This is a genomic window from Desulfothermus sp. (genome assembly GCF_053993635.1).
In genome coordinates, this window is record NZ_JBMYBT010000110.1 from 1 (window position 1) to 17,955 (window position 17,955).

At 35.2% G+C, this 17,955-nt stretch carries 18 protein-coding genes; 16 read left to right on the forward strand and 2 right to left on the reverse strand.

The genetic code is table 11. The features are described from left to right. The coding region (locus ACY2V1_RS08145; RefSeq protein ID WP_461834301.1) for an AAA family ATPase at positions 1 to 254 on the forward strand (254 nt) is incomplete at its 5' end. Here ACY2V1_RS08145 and ACY2V1_RS08150 read toward each other — a convergent pair. Together ACY2V1_RS08150 and ACY2V1_RS08155 are read right to left on the reverse strand one after the other, a co-directional pair. After that, positions 209 to 856 (reverse strand): class I SAM-dependent methyltransferase, encoded by a 648-nt coding sequence (locus tag ACY2V1_RS08150; RefSeq protein ID WP_461834302.1) that lies wholly within the window; start codon positions 854 to 856, stop codon positions 209 to 211. The genes ACY2V1_RS08145 and ACY2V1_RS08150 overlap by 46 nt on opposite strands. A gap of 12 nt (positions 857 to 868) precedes the next feature. Beyond that, a complete protein-coding gene (locus ACY2V1_RS08155; protein ID WP_461834303.1) occupies positions 869 to 1,027 on the reverse strand; it encodes a hypothetical protein in 159 nt (52 codons plus the stop codon). A 258-nt stretch (positions 1,028 to 1,285) separates the two neighbouring features. Between ACY2V1_RS08155 and mraZ the strand changes: the two genes are divergently transcribed. The 15 genes from mraZ (at position 1,286) to ftsZ (ending at position 17,938) form a co-directional block, all read left to right on the forward strand. After that, positions 1,286 to 1,741, forward strand: a complete 456-nt coding sequence (gene mraZ, locus ACY2V1_RS08160; protein ID WP_461834304.1) for a division/cell wall cluster transcriptional repressor MraZ — start codon at positions 1,286 to 1,288, stop codon at positions 1,739 to 1,741. A gap of 1 nt (position 1,742) precedes the next feature. Continuing rightward, complete coding sequence (rsmH, locus tag ACY2V1_RS08165) at positions 1,743 to 2,705, forward strand: 16S rRNA (cytosine(1402)-N(4))-methyltransferase RsmH (protein ID WP_461834305.1); 963 nt, start codon at positions 1,743 to 1,745, stop codon at positions 2,703 to 2,705. Further along, entirely contained in the window at positions 2,702 to 2,965 is a 264-nt protein-coding gene (locus tag ACY2V1_RS08170) for a hypothetical protein (protein WP_461834306.1), read from the forward strand. The genes rsmH and ACY2V1_RS08170 overlap by 4 nt, the downstream gene beginning before the upstream one ends. Further along, positions 2,965 to 4,902 carry a penicillin-binding transpeptidase domain-containing protein gene (locus ACY2V1_RS08175; protein WP_461834307.1) on the forward strand — a complete coding sequence of 646 codons (1,938 nt, stop codon included), beginning with the start codon at positions 2,965 to 2,967 and terminating at the stop codon, positions 4,900 to 4,902. The genes ACY2V1_RS08170 and ACY2V1_RS08175 overlap by 1 nt, the downstream gene beginning before the upstream one ends. A gap of 18 nt (positions 4,903 to 4,920) precedes the next feature. Beyond that, a complete protein-coding gene (locus ACY2V1_RS08180) occupies positions 4,921 to 6,351 on the forward strand; it encodes a UDP-N-acetylmuramoyl-L-alanyl-D-glutamate--2,6-diaminopimelate ligase (RefSeq protein ID WP_461834308.1) in 1,431 nt (476 codons plus the stop codon). Continuing rightward, positions 6,351 to 7,736, forward strand: coding sequence for a UDP-N-acetylmuramoyl-tripeptide--D-alanyl-D-alanine ligase (locus ACY2V1_RS08185; RefSeq protein WP_461834309.1), 1,386 nt, complete (start codon positions 6,351 to 6,353; stop codon positions 7,734 to 7,736). The genes ACY2V1_RS08180 and ACY2V1_RS08185 overlap by 1 nt, the downstream gene beginning before the upstream one ends. 9 nt (positions 7,737 to 7,745) lie before the next feature. Next, entirely contained in the window at positions 7,746 to 8,822 is a 1,077-nt protein-coding gene (gene mraY / locus ACY2V1_RS08190; RefSeq protein WP_461834310.1) for a phospho-N-acetylmuramoyl-pentapeptide-transferase, read from the forward strand. A 6-nt stretch (positions 8,823 to 8,828) separates the two neighbouring features. After that, a complete protein-coding gene (gene murD / locus ACY2V1_RS08195; protein WP_461834311.1) occupies positions 8,829 to 10,106 on the forward strand; it encodes a UDP-N-acetylmuramoyl-L-alanine--D-glutamate ligase in 1,278 nt (425 codons plus the stop codon). A 5-nt stretch (positions 10,107 to 10,111) separates the two neighbouring features. Further along, positions 10,112 to 11,218, forward strand: a complete 1,107-nt coding sequence (gene ftsW, locus ACY2V1_RS08200; protein WP_461834312.1) for a putative lipid II flippase FtsW — start codon at positions 10,112 to 10,114, stop codon at positions 11,216 to 11,218. Continuing rightward, positions 11,181 to 12,302, forward strand: coding sequence for an undecaprenyldiphospho-muramoylpentapeptide beta-N-acetylglucosaminyltransferase (gene murG / locus ACY2V1_RS08205; RefSeq protein WP_461834313.1), 1,122 nt, complete (start codon positions 11,181 to 11,183; stop codon positions 12,300 to 12,302). Before ftsW ends, murG begins: the two co-directional genes overlap by 38 nt. 21 nt (positions 12,303 to 12,323) lie before the next feature. Beyond that, entirely contained in the window at positions 12,324 to 13,694 is a 1,371-nt protein-coding gene (gene murC, locus ACY2V1_RS08210) for a UDP-N-acetylmuramate--L-alanine ligase (RefSeq protein ID WP_461834314.1), read from the forward strand. Beyond that, complete coding sequence (gene murB / locus ACY2V1_RS08215; protein ID WP_461834315.1) at positions 13,691 to 14,566, forward strand: UDP-N-acetylmuramate dehydrogenase; 876 nt, start codon at positions 13,691 to 13,693, stop codon at positions 14,564 to 14,566. The genes murC and murB overlap by 4 nt, the downstream gene beginning before the upstream one ends. A 148-nt stretch (positions 14,567 to 14,714) precedes the next feature. Next, the gene (locus ACY2V1_RS08220) at positions 14,715 to 15,326 is read left to right on the forward strand and encodes a cell division protein FtsQ/DivIB (protein ID WP_461834316.1); all 612 of its coding nucleotides are present in this window, start codon (positions 14,715 to 14,717) and stop codon (positions 15,324 to 15,326) included. A gap of 29 nt (positions 15,327 to 15,355) precedes the next feature. Next, positions 15,356 to 16,582 carry a cell division protein FtsA gene (gene ftsA / locus ACY2V1_RS08225; protein ID WP_461834317.1) on the forward strand — a complete coding sequence of 409 codons (1,227 nt, stop codon included), beginning with the start codon at positions 15,356 to 15,358 and terminating at the stop codon, positions 16,580 to 16,582. A 111-nt stretch (positions 16,583 to 16,693) separates the two neighbouring features. Continuing rightward, a complete protein-coding gene (gene ftsZ, locus ACY2V1_RS08230) occupies positions 16,694 to 17,938 on the forward strand; it encodes a cell division protein FtsZ (protein WP_461834318.1) in 1,245 nt (414 codons plus the stop codon). The last annotated feature ends 17 nt before the right edge of the window (positions 17,939 to 17,955 follow it).

The window sequence follows — 17,955 nt, forward strand, 5'->3', positions numbered from 1 at the left end:
GTGGAAAATATTATTTTCTTTCCCGTCCCCGTAGGTTTGGTAAGAGTTTGTTTTTGGATACCTTATCAGAGATATTTTTAGGTAATAAGGAGTTATTTAATGGACTTTATATTTATGACAAGTATGCTTTTGTTCCCCATCCCGTGATAAGGATAAGTTTTGGAAGTGGAGATTTTGCAGAAGAGGAGACAATATACAGGAAGATAAATTACAATAAGGAACTAATAGGAGTTAGTTTCCACAAATATATTTGAGTACTAACTTTATTTATGTATATTGAATTTTTTTTAATAAGAGAGGATGTTAAATTGTAATTTGTGGCTTGATTAAAAAAATCAAATGCACCTTCTCTTTTGGGGGTAGATATATAGGCTGTTCCTCCTTTTTTTAAAGTATAAATGATAAATTTAAGTACTGGTATATGAAACCTTTTTTCATATAAAATATCTGATGCCACTATTATGTCTAGGCTATGTTTTTTAAAACATGGACATCTCCAGTCACCTTTAATACAAACAGGATAGGAAAGTTTGTTTGTTGAAAAGTTCTTTTTTAAAAAAACAAGGGATTCAAATATGATATCTTGAGAATATACAATAGCCTGTGAATATTTTAAGGCCATTGATACAAGACCAAGTCCACATCCAAGATCAAGACACTTTTTCCCTTTGAATTTATGGGGATTTGTTAAGATAAACTTTCCCAGTAAAAGAGACGATGGCCAAAGTTCAGACCAATATGGGATTTCATCTTCTGAGAATTCATTTTCCCTTGAAATTTTTTCCCAATATACTTCCAGATCCATAGGACCTGATATGGTAAATGACTTTTTTCTAAGTCTTATATTAATTTCCATATACCTTCTCATTTACCATTCAAGCACCTGCCAGTTCCATATATGTGTCAATGTTGCAAAATGGGCCTTAAATTCCCTTTTATCTATGCCCATAGAGTTACAAATCTCCTTTAAACCAAGTGGGTTTTTTTCCTTTTTAGTTAACTTTGTGGAGCACCTCTCACATTTCATGCCCCACCTCCTTTTTTTCTTCTGGTGATCTCTTTTGTAAAAAATTTGTTTTTATTCATAATTGTCAAACCAGCTCAGGTCAATATGTATTGTAGTAAGTTTGTTTACTGTGTTAATATTTCTTTGGCCATAACAATTAAATGCTCTTAAGTTTTTGATAGTAAACACTTTTTTAGATTGTTATGCATATTTTATAAAATCCTCTTGACAAAAGCATATGTTTTGGGATTATGTGGAGTGAAGTGGAGACTAGTGGAGATGTTTAGAGGACATGTTTATCGTACCCTGGATACCAAGGGCAGATTAATACTCCCGCCAGAATTTAGGGAGATAGTTTTATCCCAGGATGAAGCAGGGCGTATTATGCTGACTAATCTTGATGGATGTGTAGTTGGCTATACATATCCCAAATGGCTTGAATTGGAACAGAGTTTTAATGAGATAAATCTGTTAAATAGAAGACTTAGAGACTTTCAAAGATTTTTTATATCTGGAGCAAAAGAAGTGGTAATGGACAGCCAGGGAAGAATACTTCTTCCTCCACATTTGAGAAAATACGCTAAATTAAATCGAGAAATTGTTTTGGCTGGAGTTGGACACAAATTTGAGATCTGGGATCAGGAGAGGTTTGAGATGCAGATCAGTAAGGTGGAAGAAGATTTTGATTCCCTTATAGATGATTTATATCAAAATGGTTATGAGTTGAAAATTTAAAATGTGTAATATTGATGGTAAAAAAGATGTTCATATACCAGTTTTAAAGAATGAGGCGATTGAGTACCTTAATATCAAAAAAGGAGGATATTATTTAGATGGAACCATTGGCTGTGCTGGGCATACAATTTCAATGTTGGAGAAAGTCAAGGGTGATATCTTTGTCCTGGGAGTGGATAGAGACAAAGAAGTATTAGACATTGCAAGAAAAAATATAGAGCAAAAGGGTTACTTATCCAAAGTTATGCTATTTCATTCTCGTTTTTCTAAGGTCTTTGATATTATAGATAGTCTTAAGTGGCCCAAATTAGATGGTGTCTTGTTGGATCTTGGTGTTTCTTCGTATCAGGTGGATACTCCAAATAGGGGTTTTAGTTTTCACCTGCCAGGCCCTCTGGATATGAGAATGGATACAGATGATGAGAAGAGCTGTTTTGATATAGTTAATTTTGCTCCTTATGAGGAGTTGAGAGATATTATTAAAGAATATGGTCAGGATCCAATGGCTGGTAGAATAGCAAAAAAAATTGTAGAGAGGCGAAGACAGGGATCTATAAAAACTACACAAGAGTTGGCATCCATTGTCTTGGAAGCGTATCCTGTAAGGTGGAGGAGGACAGCAAAAAGACATCCTGCAACCAGGACTTTTCAGGCCCTTAGAATAGCTGTTAATCGAGAATTAGATGAGCTTAAGGAATTTCTATCAAGGGTGCTAGATATCTTAAAACCCGGGGCAAGGATAGTGATTATATCTTTTCATTCTCTGGAAGACAGGATAGTTAAGCACTTTTTTAAAATGGAACAAAAGGATTGTATTTGTCCTCCATCGCAGATGGTGTGTACATGCAACCATGTTCAAAGACTAAAAATACTTACTAAAAAGCCTGTTGTTCCAAGTGACGATGAAATAGAATTAAACAAAAGGGCAAGGAGTGCAAAACTAAGGGCTGCAGAAGTTTTATGAAAAAATATACTGTTATTTGCTTTATTCAGGTAATTTTTACCATAATTTTATGTTTTTTGATTACCTGGATTAATGTAACAGAAACTACACTTAAATATGAAATATCTAAATTACAATCAGAATACAAACAGAAAAAAGAGTTAAAGGACAAACTTGAGACTGAGGCAAGTGTACTATTTTCTCCTTATAATTTGAGAAAATTGGCAAATAGGCTTGGTTTAGAAAATATCGAACCTGCAAGGGTAAGAAAAATTAAATAATGTATTTATTAAAAGGAAGTAAAAAAGATTTATCAATCATAAATATAAAGATAAGAATACTTTTTTTCGCATTATTTCTTGGCATTTTAACTTTATGGATAAGGGCTTTTTACATCCAGATAGTTTGGAGAAAGGATTTATTAAAAAAAAGTAGTCGTCAATATTGGAAAAGAGAGCTAGTAAATGGACCAAGAGGCGATATTTTTACTTCAGATGATGTGTTGCTTGCAACCAGTGTGATATTAAATTCAGTTTTTGCTGTGCCTAAAGATATTGATAACATAGATAAGACCAGTAAAACTTTGGCAAAGATTTTAGGTCTGAGCAGCAGATACATAAAAAAAAAGCTCAAAACAAAGAGAAATTTTGTGTGGTTAAAAAGACGTATCTCAGATAAACAGGCAAAAAAAATAGCTGACTTGCATCCAAGAGGCGTGCACTTAACAGAAGAGATGGCCAGGGTGTATCCTCAAAAAATAATGGCAGGGCAGTTGATTGGATTTGTAGGTGTTGATAATCAGGGATTAGAAGGTCTGGAAAAGAGCCTTGATAAACAACTCTCTGGTGAAAAAAAATATTATTTAGTTCAGCGCGATGGAAAAGGGCATCTTTTATATGCACCTGGTCAACTCAAGAGCTCAATAGCGGGTAAAGATATAGAGCTTACTCTGGATTCAAGGATTCAGACAATCTCTGAAAGGGCCCTTGCTGCTGGAGTTAAAAAAAATCAGGGAAATTATGGCATAGCCTTAGTTGTGGAAGTTAAAACAGGCAATATCCTGGCCTGGGCACAATATCCCTTTTTTAATCCAAATTCATTTAGAAATTCCTCTCCAGCAAGATGGCGAAATAGAATAGCCCTGGATATGTTTGAGCCTGGTTCAACAATGAAACCCATCATAGTTGCGGCTGCAATGGAAAACAAGGTGTGTGATTTAAATAAAATATATTATTGTGAAAAGGGCAAATGGAAGTTTGAGGATGTGATAATCAGGGATACACACCCACACAAGTGGTTATCTGTATCCAGAATAGTCAGATATTCCAGTAATATTGGCGCTGCAAAGATAGGGCTTGATATAGGGGCTCAAAGACTTTTTCTCTTTTTAAAAAAAGTTGGATTTGGGACTACAAGTGGACTCCCTTTACCAGGAGAGGCCAAAGGGATGTTAAGGGATGTATCTGAGTGGACTAAGGTAGATCTTGCAAATATCAGTTTTGGACAGGGCATTTCAACAACAGCCCTGCAACTTGTAAGGGCCTATCTTATAATTGCAAATCATGGGCTTTTTACACCTTTGCATCTTATTAAAGACTATGATGAGAATAACAATCAAAGAAAGAGAGTTATTTCTAGAACGGTAAGCGATGCAATTTTAGGTGTGTTAAAAGATGTGGTGGAAAAGGATGGAACAGGCCGACTAGCCCGTATTGAAGGTATGGAAATTGGAGGTAAGACAGGGACATCACAAAAGGTGGAACATGGTAAATACAGTAGAGACAAATATGTGGCCTGCTTTATTGGTCTTTATCCAGCAATGGATCCAAGGTATCTGGCCTTTGTCTTGGTTGATGAACCCAAAGAAAATATATACGGCGGTGTGGTAGCAGCACCCATTGTCAGGGAGATCTTTAAAAAAATCTTTCCTTTAGACACCTCTTTAACCCAAGGCTCGTTAAATAGAGATGTGCTAGAGGCTGTTGATTCAAAGAATAAAGATAAAAATTCTCCTCATCTTCCTGAAAAATGGATATTAAAGGGTTCAAAAATGCCAGATTTAAGAGGAATGTGTTTAAGAGAAGTTATTCATTTACTCTCCAAAAAACATATAATTTTTGAGGTAAAAAACAAAGGTCCTGTAGTTGTAAAACAATATCCAAAAGAGGGCTCTCCAATAAAAGGTAAAAAAGTGATCTTATGGATGGGAAATAACTAAAAATAGATATTTATAGTCATGGACTGGGACGTTTTAAAACAAAAAGTAAGACAGGGTTTAAAGGTTCAGGTAGATTCTAGAAAAATTGAACCTGGAGATCTATTTGTTGTTTTAGATGAAAACAAAAGATTTATAGAAGATGCGTATAAAAAGGGTGCAAGATATTTTGTAGTGGGCCAAAAACACAAAGAGTGCATCCCCAAGATGGAAGATAGGGAAGTTATCTATGTACATGATCCAAAAAAATCTCTTGGAGAGCTTGCTTCTGCATATTTTAAAACAGAGAAACAAGATTTTATTCTAATTGGAATTACTGGGACAAATGGAAAAACAACAACATCTTATTTTATTGAACATCTTCTAAAATATGTTGGTCTAAAAGTAGGAGTAATAGGCACTATAAATTATAGATGGTTAAATCACCTTCAAGATGCCCCTTTAACAACTCCAGGATGTTTGGAGTTACACGAAATTATTTCTAAAATGAGATCTGAGGGTGTTGATGCAATAGTGATGGAAGTATCATCCCATGGACTCTCCCAGGATAGGGTAGCTGGTTTGAGATTTGATTTTGCAGTTTTTACAAATCTAACCCAGGACCATTTAGATTACCATAAGGATATGGAGGATTATTTTTTAGCAAAAACAAAACTATTTCAAAAATATCTGAGAAAAAAAGGAACAGCCATCATCAATGTAGATGATGCTTACGGCAAAAGACTTATAAAAAATATCAATAAAAAAGTAATTGGTTACACTATTTCTTCCAATGATTCCAATGTGAAAAATCTCCTTTGTGCTGAGATATTAATGAGTTTTAGAGGAAAGCAAAAAGTTAAGTTTAGATACAGAAATGAATCCTGGGAATTGGAACTTCCATTTATTGGAAAACACAATGTATACAACCTCCTTGCTGCCCAGGGGGTGGGTCTTGCCATGGGCATTAAGACAGATGTTTTTCAGTGCTTTGAACAAAAATTTAATATCCCAGGCAGAATGGAAAAAGTGGAGAACAAACAAGGATTAAATATATATATTGATTATGCCCACACACCAGATGGTCTTGAAAGGGCATTAAAAGCAGTAAGACAAATGGATTTTAAAAGGGTTATTGTGGTTTTTGGTTGCGGTGGTAACAGGGATAGGACCAAACGGGCTAAAATGGGGAAGGCAGCATCTAAATACAGTGATGTAGTTATTGTTACCTCAGACAATCCAAGATTTGAAGAACCAGTTAAAATAATTGAGGATATTTTAGTTGGTATAAATGGATCAAGGCCATATTTTGTGGAGGATGACAGGAAAAAGGCAATTCAAAGGGCAATTGAGATGTTAGATAAAGACGACGTCCTTTTAATAGCAGGAAAAGGGCATGAAACATACCAGGAGATAAAGGGTGTGAGATATCCATTTATGGATAAAGAGGTTGTTTTGGAGATATTGGATTGATGGAATTAGGATTATATGAACTTGGGTCCATACTTGGATCTATAGGTAATTATTTAGAATTTGAAGACATTCAATTTACCTCTATCAAGACTGATAGTCGTCTTGTGGAAAAAGGAGATCTCTTTGTCTGTCTTCAGGGTTCTAAAATGGATGGCCACAGTTTTGCGAAAGAGGCCGTGAAAAAAGGGGCACGAGCCATTGTGGCCATGAAAATGTTAAGGGATTTACAAGGGAAAATCCCAATAATAATGGTAAGAGATACTGAAGAGGCCCTTTTGACCATTGCAAAACATCTGCGGTTTAAATTTAAAGGCAAGGTAATTGGTGTTACAGGCAGTTGTGGCAAGACATCCACAAAGGAACTGATTTATTCAATATTATCAATAAATCATAATACAGGAAAAAATTTTAAAAACTGGAACAATCATATAGGAGTCCCTCTATCAATATTCAAATTTACAGGAAAGGAAGATTTCTGGGTCTTAGAGCTAGGCATAAGTTATAAAAATGAAATGGATAAGCTGGCAGAAGCCGTTGCTCCTGATATTGCATGCATACCCAATATTGGACCAGTTCATTTAGAGGGGCTTGGTTCTGTAAAAGGAGTTGCAAAAGAGAAAGCAAAACTTTTAGATTTTGTGAGACCAGGTGGATTTGCCGTAATAAATAGCGATTATCCTGAATTAGTAGAGGAAGTAAAAAAAAGAGATATAGAAACTGTAGATGTTGGAGATAGAACAAAATATAATATAAAATATGATGGTATAGATGAAAATATGTTTGGAAAGTTTAATCTCAGTTTAGATGGTATAAAAATAGATGTTGTTAGTCCTTTAAATCTAAGTATATTTAAGGAAAATATATTAATTGCAGCTACAGTTGCATATAAATTAGGAGTTGCTATTGAAGATATAAAAGAGGGTATATCTCAAGTTAATCTACCAGAACATAGAAATAAATGGTTAAAAGTTAATGAATTTTTGATTTTAGATGATTGTTACAATGCAAATCCAATGGCAATGGAGAAATTATTTTTAGGTTTATCAAATGTAAATGTCAAAAGACCTTTGATAGCTATTTTAGGAGATATGTTAGAGTTAGGAGATGATGCGATATATGAACATCGAAATCTGGGCAGGTTAGTTGGAAGGAGTAATGTAGATGTATTGTTTTATAAAGGTAATTTTTATAAAGACATAAAGGAAGGTGTATTAACTGTAGGTCGTCATATTCCAATATATAAAATTAAAGATGTAGATGAGGTATTAGATAAATTTAAATTATTGAATTTACATCACGGAACTATTGTGGCTAAAGCATCTAGGGGAATTCAGTTAGAAGATATAATAAGAGGTTTAATTAGAAAAATAAAGGACAAAGGTTAAATAAAAAAGATGATGTATCATCTTCTGTACTCCATATCAGACTATATTTCTGTTTTTAATATATTCAGATATATTACTTTTAGATCTATTTACGCAATGTTAACATCTCTTTTAATAGCTATTTATTTTGGACCAAGAGTTATAGAGTTTCTTAAAGGATTAAAGGTCAAACAATACATACAGGAAGATGTTGTAATACATCAAACAAAACAGGGTACTCCTACAATGGGAGGAATACTTATTGCGATGGCCCATTTGACTTCTGTATTTCTTTGGGCAGATCTGACAAATCCCTATATCTGGCTTTGTATCTTTGTATTTGTTGGTTTTGGTCTAATTGGATTTATTGATGACTATCTCAAGGTAGTTCGTAGGCACAATATGGGATTAACTAAAGGTTTTAAGTTCTTAGCCCAGGTAATCATTGGCATTATTGCCCTTACACTTTTGATAAAGCTCCCAGGCTATTCAAGCAAACTCTATTTTCCTTTTTTTAAGTGGATCCATCCTGATCTTGGATGGTTTTATATTCTATTCGCCCTTTTTGTGGTGGTGGGTTCTTCAAATGGTGTAAATTTAACCGATGGTCTTGATGGGCTTGCAATAGGTCCAACCGTGATTGTTGCTGGGTGTCTTGCAGTATTTTTGTATGTTGCAGGACATGTAAAAATCGCTCACTATCTTCAGGTGGCATATGTACCTGGGGTAGGAGAGGTTACAGTTTTTTGTGCCTCATTGGTGGGGGCAGGCCTGGGATTTTTGTGGTTTAATGCCTATCCTGCCCAGGTATTTATGGGTGATGTGGGAAGTTTAAGCCTTGGAGCGACCCTTGGATTTCTGGCAATTTTGTGCAAACAGGAACTTGTTTTACCCATTGTTGGGGCGCTCTTTGTAATAGAAACCCTTTCAGTTATTATTCAGGTTGCATATTTCAGATGGACTGGTGGTAAAAGGGTATTTAAAATGGCGCCTATTCATCATCACTTTGAGCTGCAAGGCATACCAGAATCAAAGATTATAGTTAGGTTCTGGATACTTTCAATCCTATTTGCAATGTTAGCACTTAGTACTTTAAAACTAAGATAGTAAATTATGAATAAATTTAATGCAAAAAGAGTAGCTGTTATTGGCGGTGGCATATCAGGAATAGCTGCTGCAAAATTGGCTTCAAAAAAGGGTTTTGAAACCATTTTGTTTGAACAAAAAAAAGGAGTTATTGATTCTTATATAAGAGAAGAACTTTATAATAGAGATATTAAAATAATTGAAGGGGAACATAAAAAAAGTGATTTTTCAAAAATTGATCTTGTGATTTTAAGCCCAGGTGTCCCTGTACATAAGATTAAAGAATTTTTGAATTCTCAAATACCTATTATATCAGAAATAGAATTTGCATATAGTTATTTAAAAGATGAGAAAATAATAGGTATAACAGGTACAAATGGTAAAACTACTACAGTTGGAATTATTTCCTGGGTTTTAAATAAACTAGAGATAGATCACTTTGTTGGTGGAAATTATGGAATTCCATTGAGTGATTATGTTTTACACGGAGGAAAGAAAATTGTACTTCTTGAACTCAGCAGCTTTCAGCTTCAAAATATAAATGATTTTAGATGTAATATTTCTGTATTTTTAAATTTTTCTGAAAATCACCTGGATTTTCATAAAGACATTGATGAATATCTTACATGTAAACTTAATATATTTAAAAATCAGTTATCAGATGATGTTGCCTTAATAAATATGAATCTAAAGCCATTTTTAAATGGATTCACATTTAATTCACAGGTTAAATACTTTTCAAGAGCAGATTTTAAGTTAAAAAATTTAATAGGAGAACACAATCTTGAAAATATTGAAGCAGCATATCTGGTATGTAAAGAATTGGGGATAAGTAAAAAACAGTTTATAGAGGCTGCTTCTGATTTTAGACCTTTTGAACACAGGCTTGAATATGTAGGTGAATTAAATGGAGTTAAATTTTATAATGACTCAAAATCAACAACCCTAAAATCAATAGAAGCGGCTGTAAATTCAATTGAAGACCCTGTTTTATTAATTGTTGGCGGTATATTAAAGGGTGGAAATCCAAAAAGAACAGGGATGTGTATTAAAGATAAGATATCCCATGCATGTGTTTTTGGACAGAGTGCTGATATATTTTATGAAAAATGGAATGAATATTTTCCTGTACATAAAGTAAAGGACATAAAACAAGCAGTATCGTTGTTATTTAACTTGTCAAAGAGTGGAGATGTTATTTTATTTTCCCCTGGTTGTTCAAGTTTTGATATGTTTGAAAATTATAAAGAGAGGGGAAATTGTTTTAAAAAAGTAGTAAAGAGTTTAATGGAAAAGATTAAATAAAAGATATGAATAAAAATCTATCTTCATATAAATTTATTCTTGTTCCAATTGCAATATTAATGATAATAGGACTCATTATGGTATTTAGTGCAAGTAGTATTTATGCTGCATCAAAGTTTAATGATGGGTACTTTTTTATAAAAAAACAGTTCATATTTTTTATAATAGGAATTGTTGCCATATATATAGTCTCCATGATACCAACAGGATTTTTTTATGCAACTAGATATTTTTGGTTGTTGATCTGTTTTACATTATTGGTCTTAACATTGACTCCAATAGGTCATAAAGTTCACGGTGCATGTAGATGGATACCTTTTTTGGGATTTTCTCTTCAGCCAGTAGAATTTTCAAAGATCTTTTTGACAATGTATTTTGCCTGGTTTTTTGGCGAAAAACAGGAAAAGATAAAGAAATTTAGTATTGGTTTTCTGCCGCCAATTTTAGTGACTATTATATTTGCATCTATTTTGATCATTCAGCCTGATTTTGGCAGTGCAGTATTTTTATGTTGCATATTCTTTTTTATGAGCTTGATTGGAGGCACAAGGCTTCTTTATTGGATATGTTCATTAATTCTTTTAGCGAGTTCTGCAATTGTTATGGTTGTTACATCTCCTTATAGGCTGATGAGATGGAAGGCCTTTTTGCATCCATTTGAGCATGCTAAAAAGGAAGGTTATCAACTGGTACAGTCAATATATGGTCTGGCAAATGGCGGGCTTAAAGGGGTTGGACTTGGCTATGGTAAGCAAAAGTTATTTTTTCTTCCTGAAGCACACACCGACTTTATATTAAGTGTCTTAGGTGAAGAGCTTGGTTTTTTGGGAATAAGTCTGGTTTTTTTATGTGTTATCTCTATTTTATATATGGGAGTGAAGCTTTCTGTTAATATGCCAGATCTCAAAGATAAATTTTTAGTAGCGGGCATTACCTTTGTAATTGTGTTTTCAGCATTTTTGAATATTTCTGTTGTGTTGGGCATGATTCCACCAAAGGGATTGGCAATGCCCTTTTTAAGCTATGGAGGCTCAAATTTTTTGGCTCTTTCAATTGGAATAGGGTTAATTTTAAGTGCAATTAAGAAAAATGATACAAACCAAAAAGTGTAAAATAGTATTAGCAACAGGTGGTACAGGTGGTCACATATTCCCTGCCCTAGCTGTGGCCAGGGAAATTGAACATTTTGCTCTACAAAGTGCAGAAGTCCTTTTTGTTGGTGGGAAATATGGCCAGGAACAAAAGCTAGTGGCAGATGCAGGCTATAAAATATATCTACTCCCTGTAAAGGGGATTTTGGGAAAGGGTATAAGGGCAATATCAAATATGGGTTTTGTCTTGTATAGCATGATCATTTGTTTTCTGTGGCTTAGAAAGGTTAAACCAGATGCAGTGGTTGGATTTGGAAGTTACGCATCATTTGTTCCAGTTTATGTGGCCTGGAAAATGGGAATACCCACCTGCATACACGAACAAAATAGTTACCCAGGTTTTACAAATAGGTTTTTAGGAAAAAGGGTTGATAGGGTATTTTTGAGTTTTCCAGATGATGTGGGAATATTTGATAAAAACAAAACAGAGGTGTTGGGAAATCCTGTGAGAAGAGAAATAATTGAGGCTGCAAAAGTAAGTAACGGTAGTATTGATGGGGGAAATAAGAAGATAAATTTGCTGATTATTGGAGGAAGCCAGGGAGCAAAAGGAATTAATGATGCAGTGTTAGGATCATTGGCTTTATTTAAGAGTATGGGGGTTAGTCTTTACCACCAAACAGGAAAATTAGATTATGAAAGGGTTTTGTCTGTATATAAGTCTGCTGGTCTGAAAAACTACAGGGTGGTTCCTTTTATAGATGATATGACAGAAGCTTATCTCTGGGCTGACCTTGTGGTGTGTAGGGCAGGTGCATCCACTATTTTTGAGCTGGCAACAATGGGAAAGCCAAGTATTTTAATACCTTACCCTTATGCAGCCAATGATCACCAGAGAAAAAATGCCAAATATTTAGAAAAGGTGGGTGGGGCAATGGTGGTAGAACAAAGTTTTTTAGAAAGGGGTTCTTTGGGAAATATTGTAGCTGATCTAGTTGCTATCCCTGGCAAGTTAAAAGAGATGTCAAAGGCTGCAAAATCCATTGCTAAACCCGACGCAACTATAAGACTAACTCATAGGATACTTGAACTTAGTAGATGTTAAAAAAGGATAAGAAATAAGGCTATGAAAAAGATAAAAAAAATACACATGATTGGAATAGGCGGATCTGGAATGAGCGGGATAGCAGAGGTATTAATAAATCTAGGATACAGTGTCTCTGGCTCAGACGTGGCTGATAGCGATGTGATTGAGCGGCTTAAAAAACTTGGGGCAAAAGTGAGCATAGGTCACAGTGCAAAAAATATTGAAGATGCTGAAGTAGTTGTTTTTTCCAGTGCTATTTCAGAAGATAATCCAGAGATAATAGAGGCCAAGCAAAGATCCATACCTGTTATCCCAAGGGCTGAGATGTTGGCTGAACTCATGAGGTTAAAGACAGGTATTGCTGTTGCTGGAACACATGGAAAGACCACATCTACCTCCCTCCTTGGAACAGTTTTTATGGAAGCAGGACTGGATCCAACAGTGATTATTGGCGGGAGACTCAATGCATATGGCACAAATGCAGTTTTGGGGCGAGGGGAATATTTAATTGCCGAGGCCGATGAATCTGATGGGTCTTTTCTCTGTTTGTTTCCCATTGTTTCTATGGTTACTAATATAGATGCTGATCATATGGATTTTTATCCAGATCTAGATTCCATAAAGGCTGCCTTTTTAAAATTTATGAATATGGTTCCGTTTTATGGGGTAAATGTAGTGTGTGGAGATGATGAAAATATAATGGAACTAGTGCCAAAAGTTAAGAGATCCATAATTACTTATGGGTTTAAAGAACACAACACAATCAGAGGGGAGATAGTAGAAAAAGGAGCTCTATCCAGATTCAGGATATTTATTGCAAACAAATTCTGGGGTGAATGTGTATTAGGTGTCCCTGGTGAGCACAATGTTTTAAATGCAATGGGGGTTATAGGCATAGCCAATCACTTTGGTATCTCTAAAAAAGATATCCTAAAGGGTCTGGAGGGCTTTAAAGGAGTTGGTAGAAGGCTCGAAAAAAGGGGTGAGTTAGATGGGGTGGTAGTAATTGATGATTATGGTCATCATCCAACAGAAATAAAGACCACATTGAAAACAGTTAAACAAATGTATCCAGAAAAGAGACTGGTTGTTGCCTTTCAACCCCATAGATATACAAGGACTAAGGCACTTTACGGTGATTTTTGTAAATCTTTTGAACTCGCTGATATATTGCTCGTTACTGAGATATATCCTGCTTCAGAAGATCCCATTCCTGGGGTGAATGGTGAGTCTCTGGCCAAGGGAATCAGACAACTTAGCAATACCAATGTTTTCTATTGTGAAGACTTAAACACGTGTCTTTTAAAGGCCAGAGAAATATTTAGGCCTGGAGACCTTTTTCTCACCTTAGGGGCTGGAAATATTTGGAAGGTGGGAGTGGCATACGTTCATGAAAAAGGTGCAGTATGAAGATAATCTCAGAACCTTTTCTCGATAAATTAACTACCATAGGGATTATGTCCAGGTGTGAAGGTCTAATTGAGGCGAGAGGTATTGATGATCTGGAGGAAATAGCAAATTTCTTAGTGAAAAATAACGTAAAAGGTATCTTCCTTGGAAAGGGTTCCAATGTGGTCCCTGGAGTAAGCTTTTTGCCACTGTTTTTAATTAAATTTTTAAATGAGAAATTGGAGGTAATAAGGGAAAAGGAAGATGGTGTAATCATAGAAGTGGGCTCTTCGGTTTTACTTAAAAGACTTATTATGTGGAGTGTGAGAAAGGGATATATGGGACTAGAGAATTTAATTGGAATACCTGGGAGTGTTGGAGGCGCTGTATGTATGAATGCTGGTTCTTATGGTTCTGAAATATTTGATGTTATATCTAAAGTTACCCTTTGGCATGAGGATATAGGTATTGTTACTTATTCTAAAGACGAAATAGAAATTTCATATAGAAAATTTATACCACCTATGTCTAAAGGAATATGGTGTGTTGTTTCTGTGACCATGTGTTTAAAGAAATCAAGTAAAAATTTGCTTCTAAAGAAGATAAAGGAAACTTACAATAATAAAAAGAAGACACAACCAGTTACATCTAAGACCTGTGGATGTGTTTTTAAAAATCCTATCCAGTATCCTGCTGGATATCTTTTGGAAAAAAGTGGGATGAAGGGATTTTCAGTAGGAAATATGATGTTTTCAGACCTACATGCAAATTTTTTGATTAACAAAGGCAAGGCTACTCCTTCTGAAGCAATGGAAATTATAGAAATAGCAAGGTCAAAAGTGTATGAAAATTTTGGAATAAATCTCGATTTAGAAGTTAAAATTTTGTCATAACATGGCAAGAAATATATATAAACAGGAGAAATTATCTGTCAAAATATTAAGACAATTTAAAACAATATTAAAATATGTGTTCTTATATACATTTATAATTGCTTTTTTTCTAGCAATAAGTTGGAGTTTAGTAAAGAGTTATAAGTATGTGACTACTACAAAGATTTTTGCTTTAAAATATGTAGAGATAAATGGATTAAAAAATTTAACTAAAATGGATATATTGAAAAAAATAAACATTAGTTATGGGAAAAATATATTTGATATAAATCTTTTTGAAATAAAAAAAAGATTATTAAAAGATAAGTGGATAAAAGATGTGATGATAAAAAGGATAATTCCAAATAAGATTATTATTAATGTTACTGAAAGAGAGCCAGTATATATCTTACATGAAAAAAGGTCATTGTATTATATAGATAAGGATGGGACAAAAATAGCAAAATTTGGGAATAAAATATTGGATTTACCAATTTTAGAAATGGAGGATCAACAACTTTTTTCTAAGATAAGTAATTATTTAACAAAAGACATACCAATAAGTATAGATAGTGTAGGGTGGGTATATATAGGAAATATTTATATAAAGTTTTATGACTATAAAAATAAGATTCTATGGAAAATAGATGTTGATAATATATCTAATAGTTTTAGTACTGCAAAGTTGATGTGGAGTGATATAAAGAGAATTTTAAGAAGAAATAATATAAAGAAAATTACAGTAATAAATTACTTAGGTTGGGTGCAATTTAGAAATTGATTTATAAAAAATTAAATAGGGGACAATTCATGGCAAAAGGAGAGATCATAGTTGGTCTGGATATTGGAACTACGAAGATTTGTACAGTTATTGGGGAGAACAAAGGTGGACGGGTAAATATAATTGGAAGCGGAGAGAGTTCTTCTTCTGGCCTTAGAAAGGGAGTGGTTGTGAATATTGAACAAACTGTGAAATCCATAAAGGATGCCTTAGATGAGGCAGAGCAGATGAGTGGGTGTGAGATTAGGTCAGTGTATGCAGGGATAGCAGGTAGCCATATAATGGGATTTAATAGTCATGGGGTCATTCCTGTCAGGGGGGAGGAAATAACAAGGAATGACATTGAAAGGGTTATAGATGCAGCAAAGGCTGTAGCTATTCCTTTAGACAGGGAGGTGATACATATACTCCCCCAGGAGTTTATAGTAGATGAACAGGGTGGTATCGAGGATCCACTTGGGATGTCTGGTGTGAGGTTGGAAGTAAAGGTGCATATTGTAACAGGTGCAGTATCAAGTGCTCAAAATATTATTCGTTCGTGCCATAAGGCCGGATTAGATGTGGCAGATATTGTATTGGAGCCTTTAGCCTCTGCCTATGCCACTTTAACTGATGAGGAAAAGGAAATAGGAGTGGCCCTGGTGGATATAGGAGGAGGTACAACAGATCTTGCTGTTTTTTCAAATGATTCAATAAAACACATCTCAATTTTGTCCCTGGGGGGTACCAATCTAACTAGTGACATAGCCTTTGGTTTGAGAACCCCAATGAGTGCTGCAGAGGAGATAAAGAAAAAGTATGGGTGTGCACTTACTGATCTTGTTCAGGATAATGAGGTTATTGATGTTCCCACTGTGGGAGGCAGACCACCCAGGAGACTTTTTAGGAAGACCCTGGCTGAAATTTGTGAACCCAGGATTGAAGAAATACTTGCTTTGGTGGATCAAGAATTAGAGAAGTCTGGCTACAAGCCAATGATTGGTGCAGGCGTGGTTTTAACTGGAGGGAGCTCGCTTATCGATGGTATAGTGGAGTTAGCAGAGCAAGTATTTGGTCTGCCTGTTAGAATTGGTTATCCAAGGGGTATGGGTGGTCTTACAGATATTGTTATGAGTCCTAAATATGCCACTGCTGTTGGCCTGCTTCTTTATGGAGCAAAAAAGGAAAATTTTTCAACTAGCTTTAGGATTAGAGAAAGAAATGTCTTTGATAGACTTCTGTCAAAGATGAAGAATTGGTTTGTGGACATTAGTTAACTTAAATAATAATGACAGTTAGTTTGAACTAATTTAACGGGTTTTTGTTAAAAAAATAGGTGGAAGCGAATCACCGATAAATGTTGCCAAGGGAAATAAAAGGAGGGAGTTATGGAACATATGGAAATAGTGCCAGAGGGCAATGCCCAGATAAAAGTAATTGGAGTAGGGGGAGGTGGAGGCAATGCTGTTAACAATATGATTGATTCTTCTTTAAAAGGGGTGTCGTTTATAGTTGCTAATACTGATGTTCAGGCCCTTAAGAATTCAATTGCAGAGTATAAAATTCAGCTTGGAGAAAAGCTTACAAAGGGACTTGGAGCTGGAGCAAATCCTGAAATTGGGCGACAGGCAGCTGAAGAAAGTGCAGATGCTATTAAAGAACTTTTAACAGGCAGTGATATGGTATTTGTTACAGCAGGAATGGGAGGTGGAACAGGTACAGGAGCTGCGCCGGTCATAGCTCAAATTGCTAAAGAACTTGGGGCCCTTACAGTGGGGGTTGTGACAAAGCCATTTTACTTTGAAGGACCAAAGAGATTGCAGCAGGCAGAGAGAGGGATAAAAAATTTAAAGGAAGTGGTGGACAGTATTATCACCATTCCAAATGATAGATTACTCTCCCTTGCATCTAAAAATGCTACTTTTGTGGAGATGTTGAAAAAGGCTGATGAGGTGTTGTACTATGCCGTTAAGGGCATATCTGATCTTATTTTAGTTCCTGGTCTTATAAATTTGGATTTTGCAGATGTAAAGGCAGTAATGGAGGGAATGGGCCTCGCCCTTATGGGCACTGGTATTGCGAGTGGAGAAGGCAGGGCAAGGGAAGCAGCAATGAAGGCAATTACAAGTCCGCTTCTGGAAGATGTGTCCATTGATGGTGCCCAGGGAATACTTATGAATATTACTGCAGGACCAGATTTAAAAATTCAAGAAGTTGATGAAGCTGCAAATATTATTTATGAAGCAGCTAGCAAAGATGCCCAGATATTTTTTGGAACAGTGTTTGAGGACGACTGTGGTGATGAAATAAGAATCACTGTTATAGCCACTGGAATAGAAAATGGAGAAAAAACAATTGATTCAGCTATAGATTCTTCTGGTGTGAAGAGGATTAGCAATTTGAGGAGATTTGAAAATAGGCCTAAACAGATAAATAGAAGACCAGCTCCTGCAGCTTCTGATGAGGAGAGACAAATCCCAGCATATATCAGGAAGAAGTCCGGAAGTGTGGAAGATGATCAAGATTTTATTCAGAACCAAAAAGTTTCTGTTGCAAGTGGAGAAGACGATTTTATATTTGAAGATGAAGAAGACTTTGAAATTCCTTCCTTTATAAGAAAGCAGGTAGATTAAAAAGCAGGGGAAGACCC

What these genes read in the sequence shown, in the direction of transcription:
- ACY2V1_RS08150 (WP_461834302.1), bottom strand. Translation starts at nt 856, where the DNA reads ATGGAAATTAATATAAGACTTAGAAAAAAGTCATTTACCATATCAGGT.
- ACY2V1_RS08155 (WP_461834303.1), bottom strand. Translation starts at nt 1,027, where the DNA reads ATGAAATGTGAGAGGTGCTCCACAAAGTTAACTAAAAAGGAAAAAAAC.
- mraZ (WP_461834304.1), top strand. Translation starts at nt 1,286, where the DNA reads ATGTTTAGAGGACATGTTTATCGTACCCTGGATACCAAGGGCAGATTA.
- rsmH (WP_461834305.1), top strand. Translation starts at nt 1,743, where the DNA reads ATGTGTAATATTGATGGTAAAAAAGATGTTCATATACCAGTTTTAAAG.
- ACY2V1_RS08170 (WP_461834306.1), top strand. Translation starts at nt 2,702, where the DNA reads ATGAAAAAATATACTGTTATTTGCTTTATTCAGGTAATTTTTACCATA.
- ACY2V1_RS08175 (WP_461834307.1), top strand. Translation starts at nt 2,965, where the DNA reads ATGTATTTATTAAAAGGAAGTAAAAAAGATTTATCAATCATAAATATA.
- ACY2V1_RS08180 (WP_461834308.1), top strand. Translation starts at nt 4,921, where the DNA reads ATGGACTGGGACGTTTTAAAACAAAAAGTAAGACAGGGTTTAAAGGTT.
- ACY2V1_RS08185 (WP_461834309.1), top strand. Translation starts at nt 6,351, where the DNA reads ATGGAATTAGGATTATATGAACTTGGGTCCATACTTGGATCTATAGGT.
- mraY (WP_461834310.1), top strand. Translation starts at nt 7,746, where the DNA reads ATGATGTATCATCTTCTGTACTCCATATCAGACTATATTTCTGTTTTT.
- murD (WP_461834311.1), top strand. Translation starts at nt 8,829, where the DNA reads ATGAATAAATTTAATGCAAAAAGAGTAGCTGTTATTGGCGGTGGCATA.
- ftsW (WP_461834312.1), top strand. Translation starts at nt 10,112, where the DNA reads ATGAATAAAAATCTATCTTCATATAAATTTATTCTTGTTCCAATTGCA.
- murC (WP_461834314.1), top strand. Translation starts at nt 12,324, where the DNA reads ATGAAAAAGATAAAAAAAATACACATGATTGGAATAGGCGGATCTGGA.
- murB (WP_461834315.1), top strand. Translation starts at nt 13,691, where the DNA reads ATGAAGATAATCTCAGAACCTTTTCTCGATAAATTAACTACCATAGGG.
- ftsA (WP_461834317.1), top strand. Translation starts at nt 15,356, where the DNA reads ATGGCAAAAGGAGAGATCATAGTTGGTCTGGATATTGGAACTACGAAG.
- ftsZ (WP_461834318.1), top strand. Translation starts at nt 16,694, where the DNA reads ATGGAACATATGGAAATAGTGCCAGAGGGCAATGCCCAGATAAAAGTA.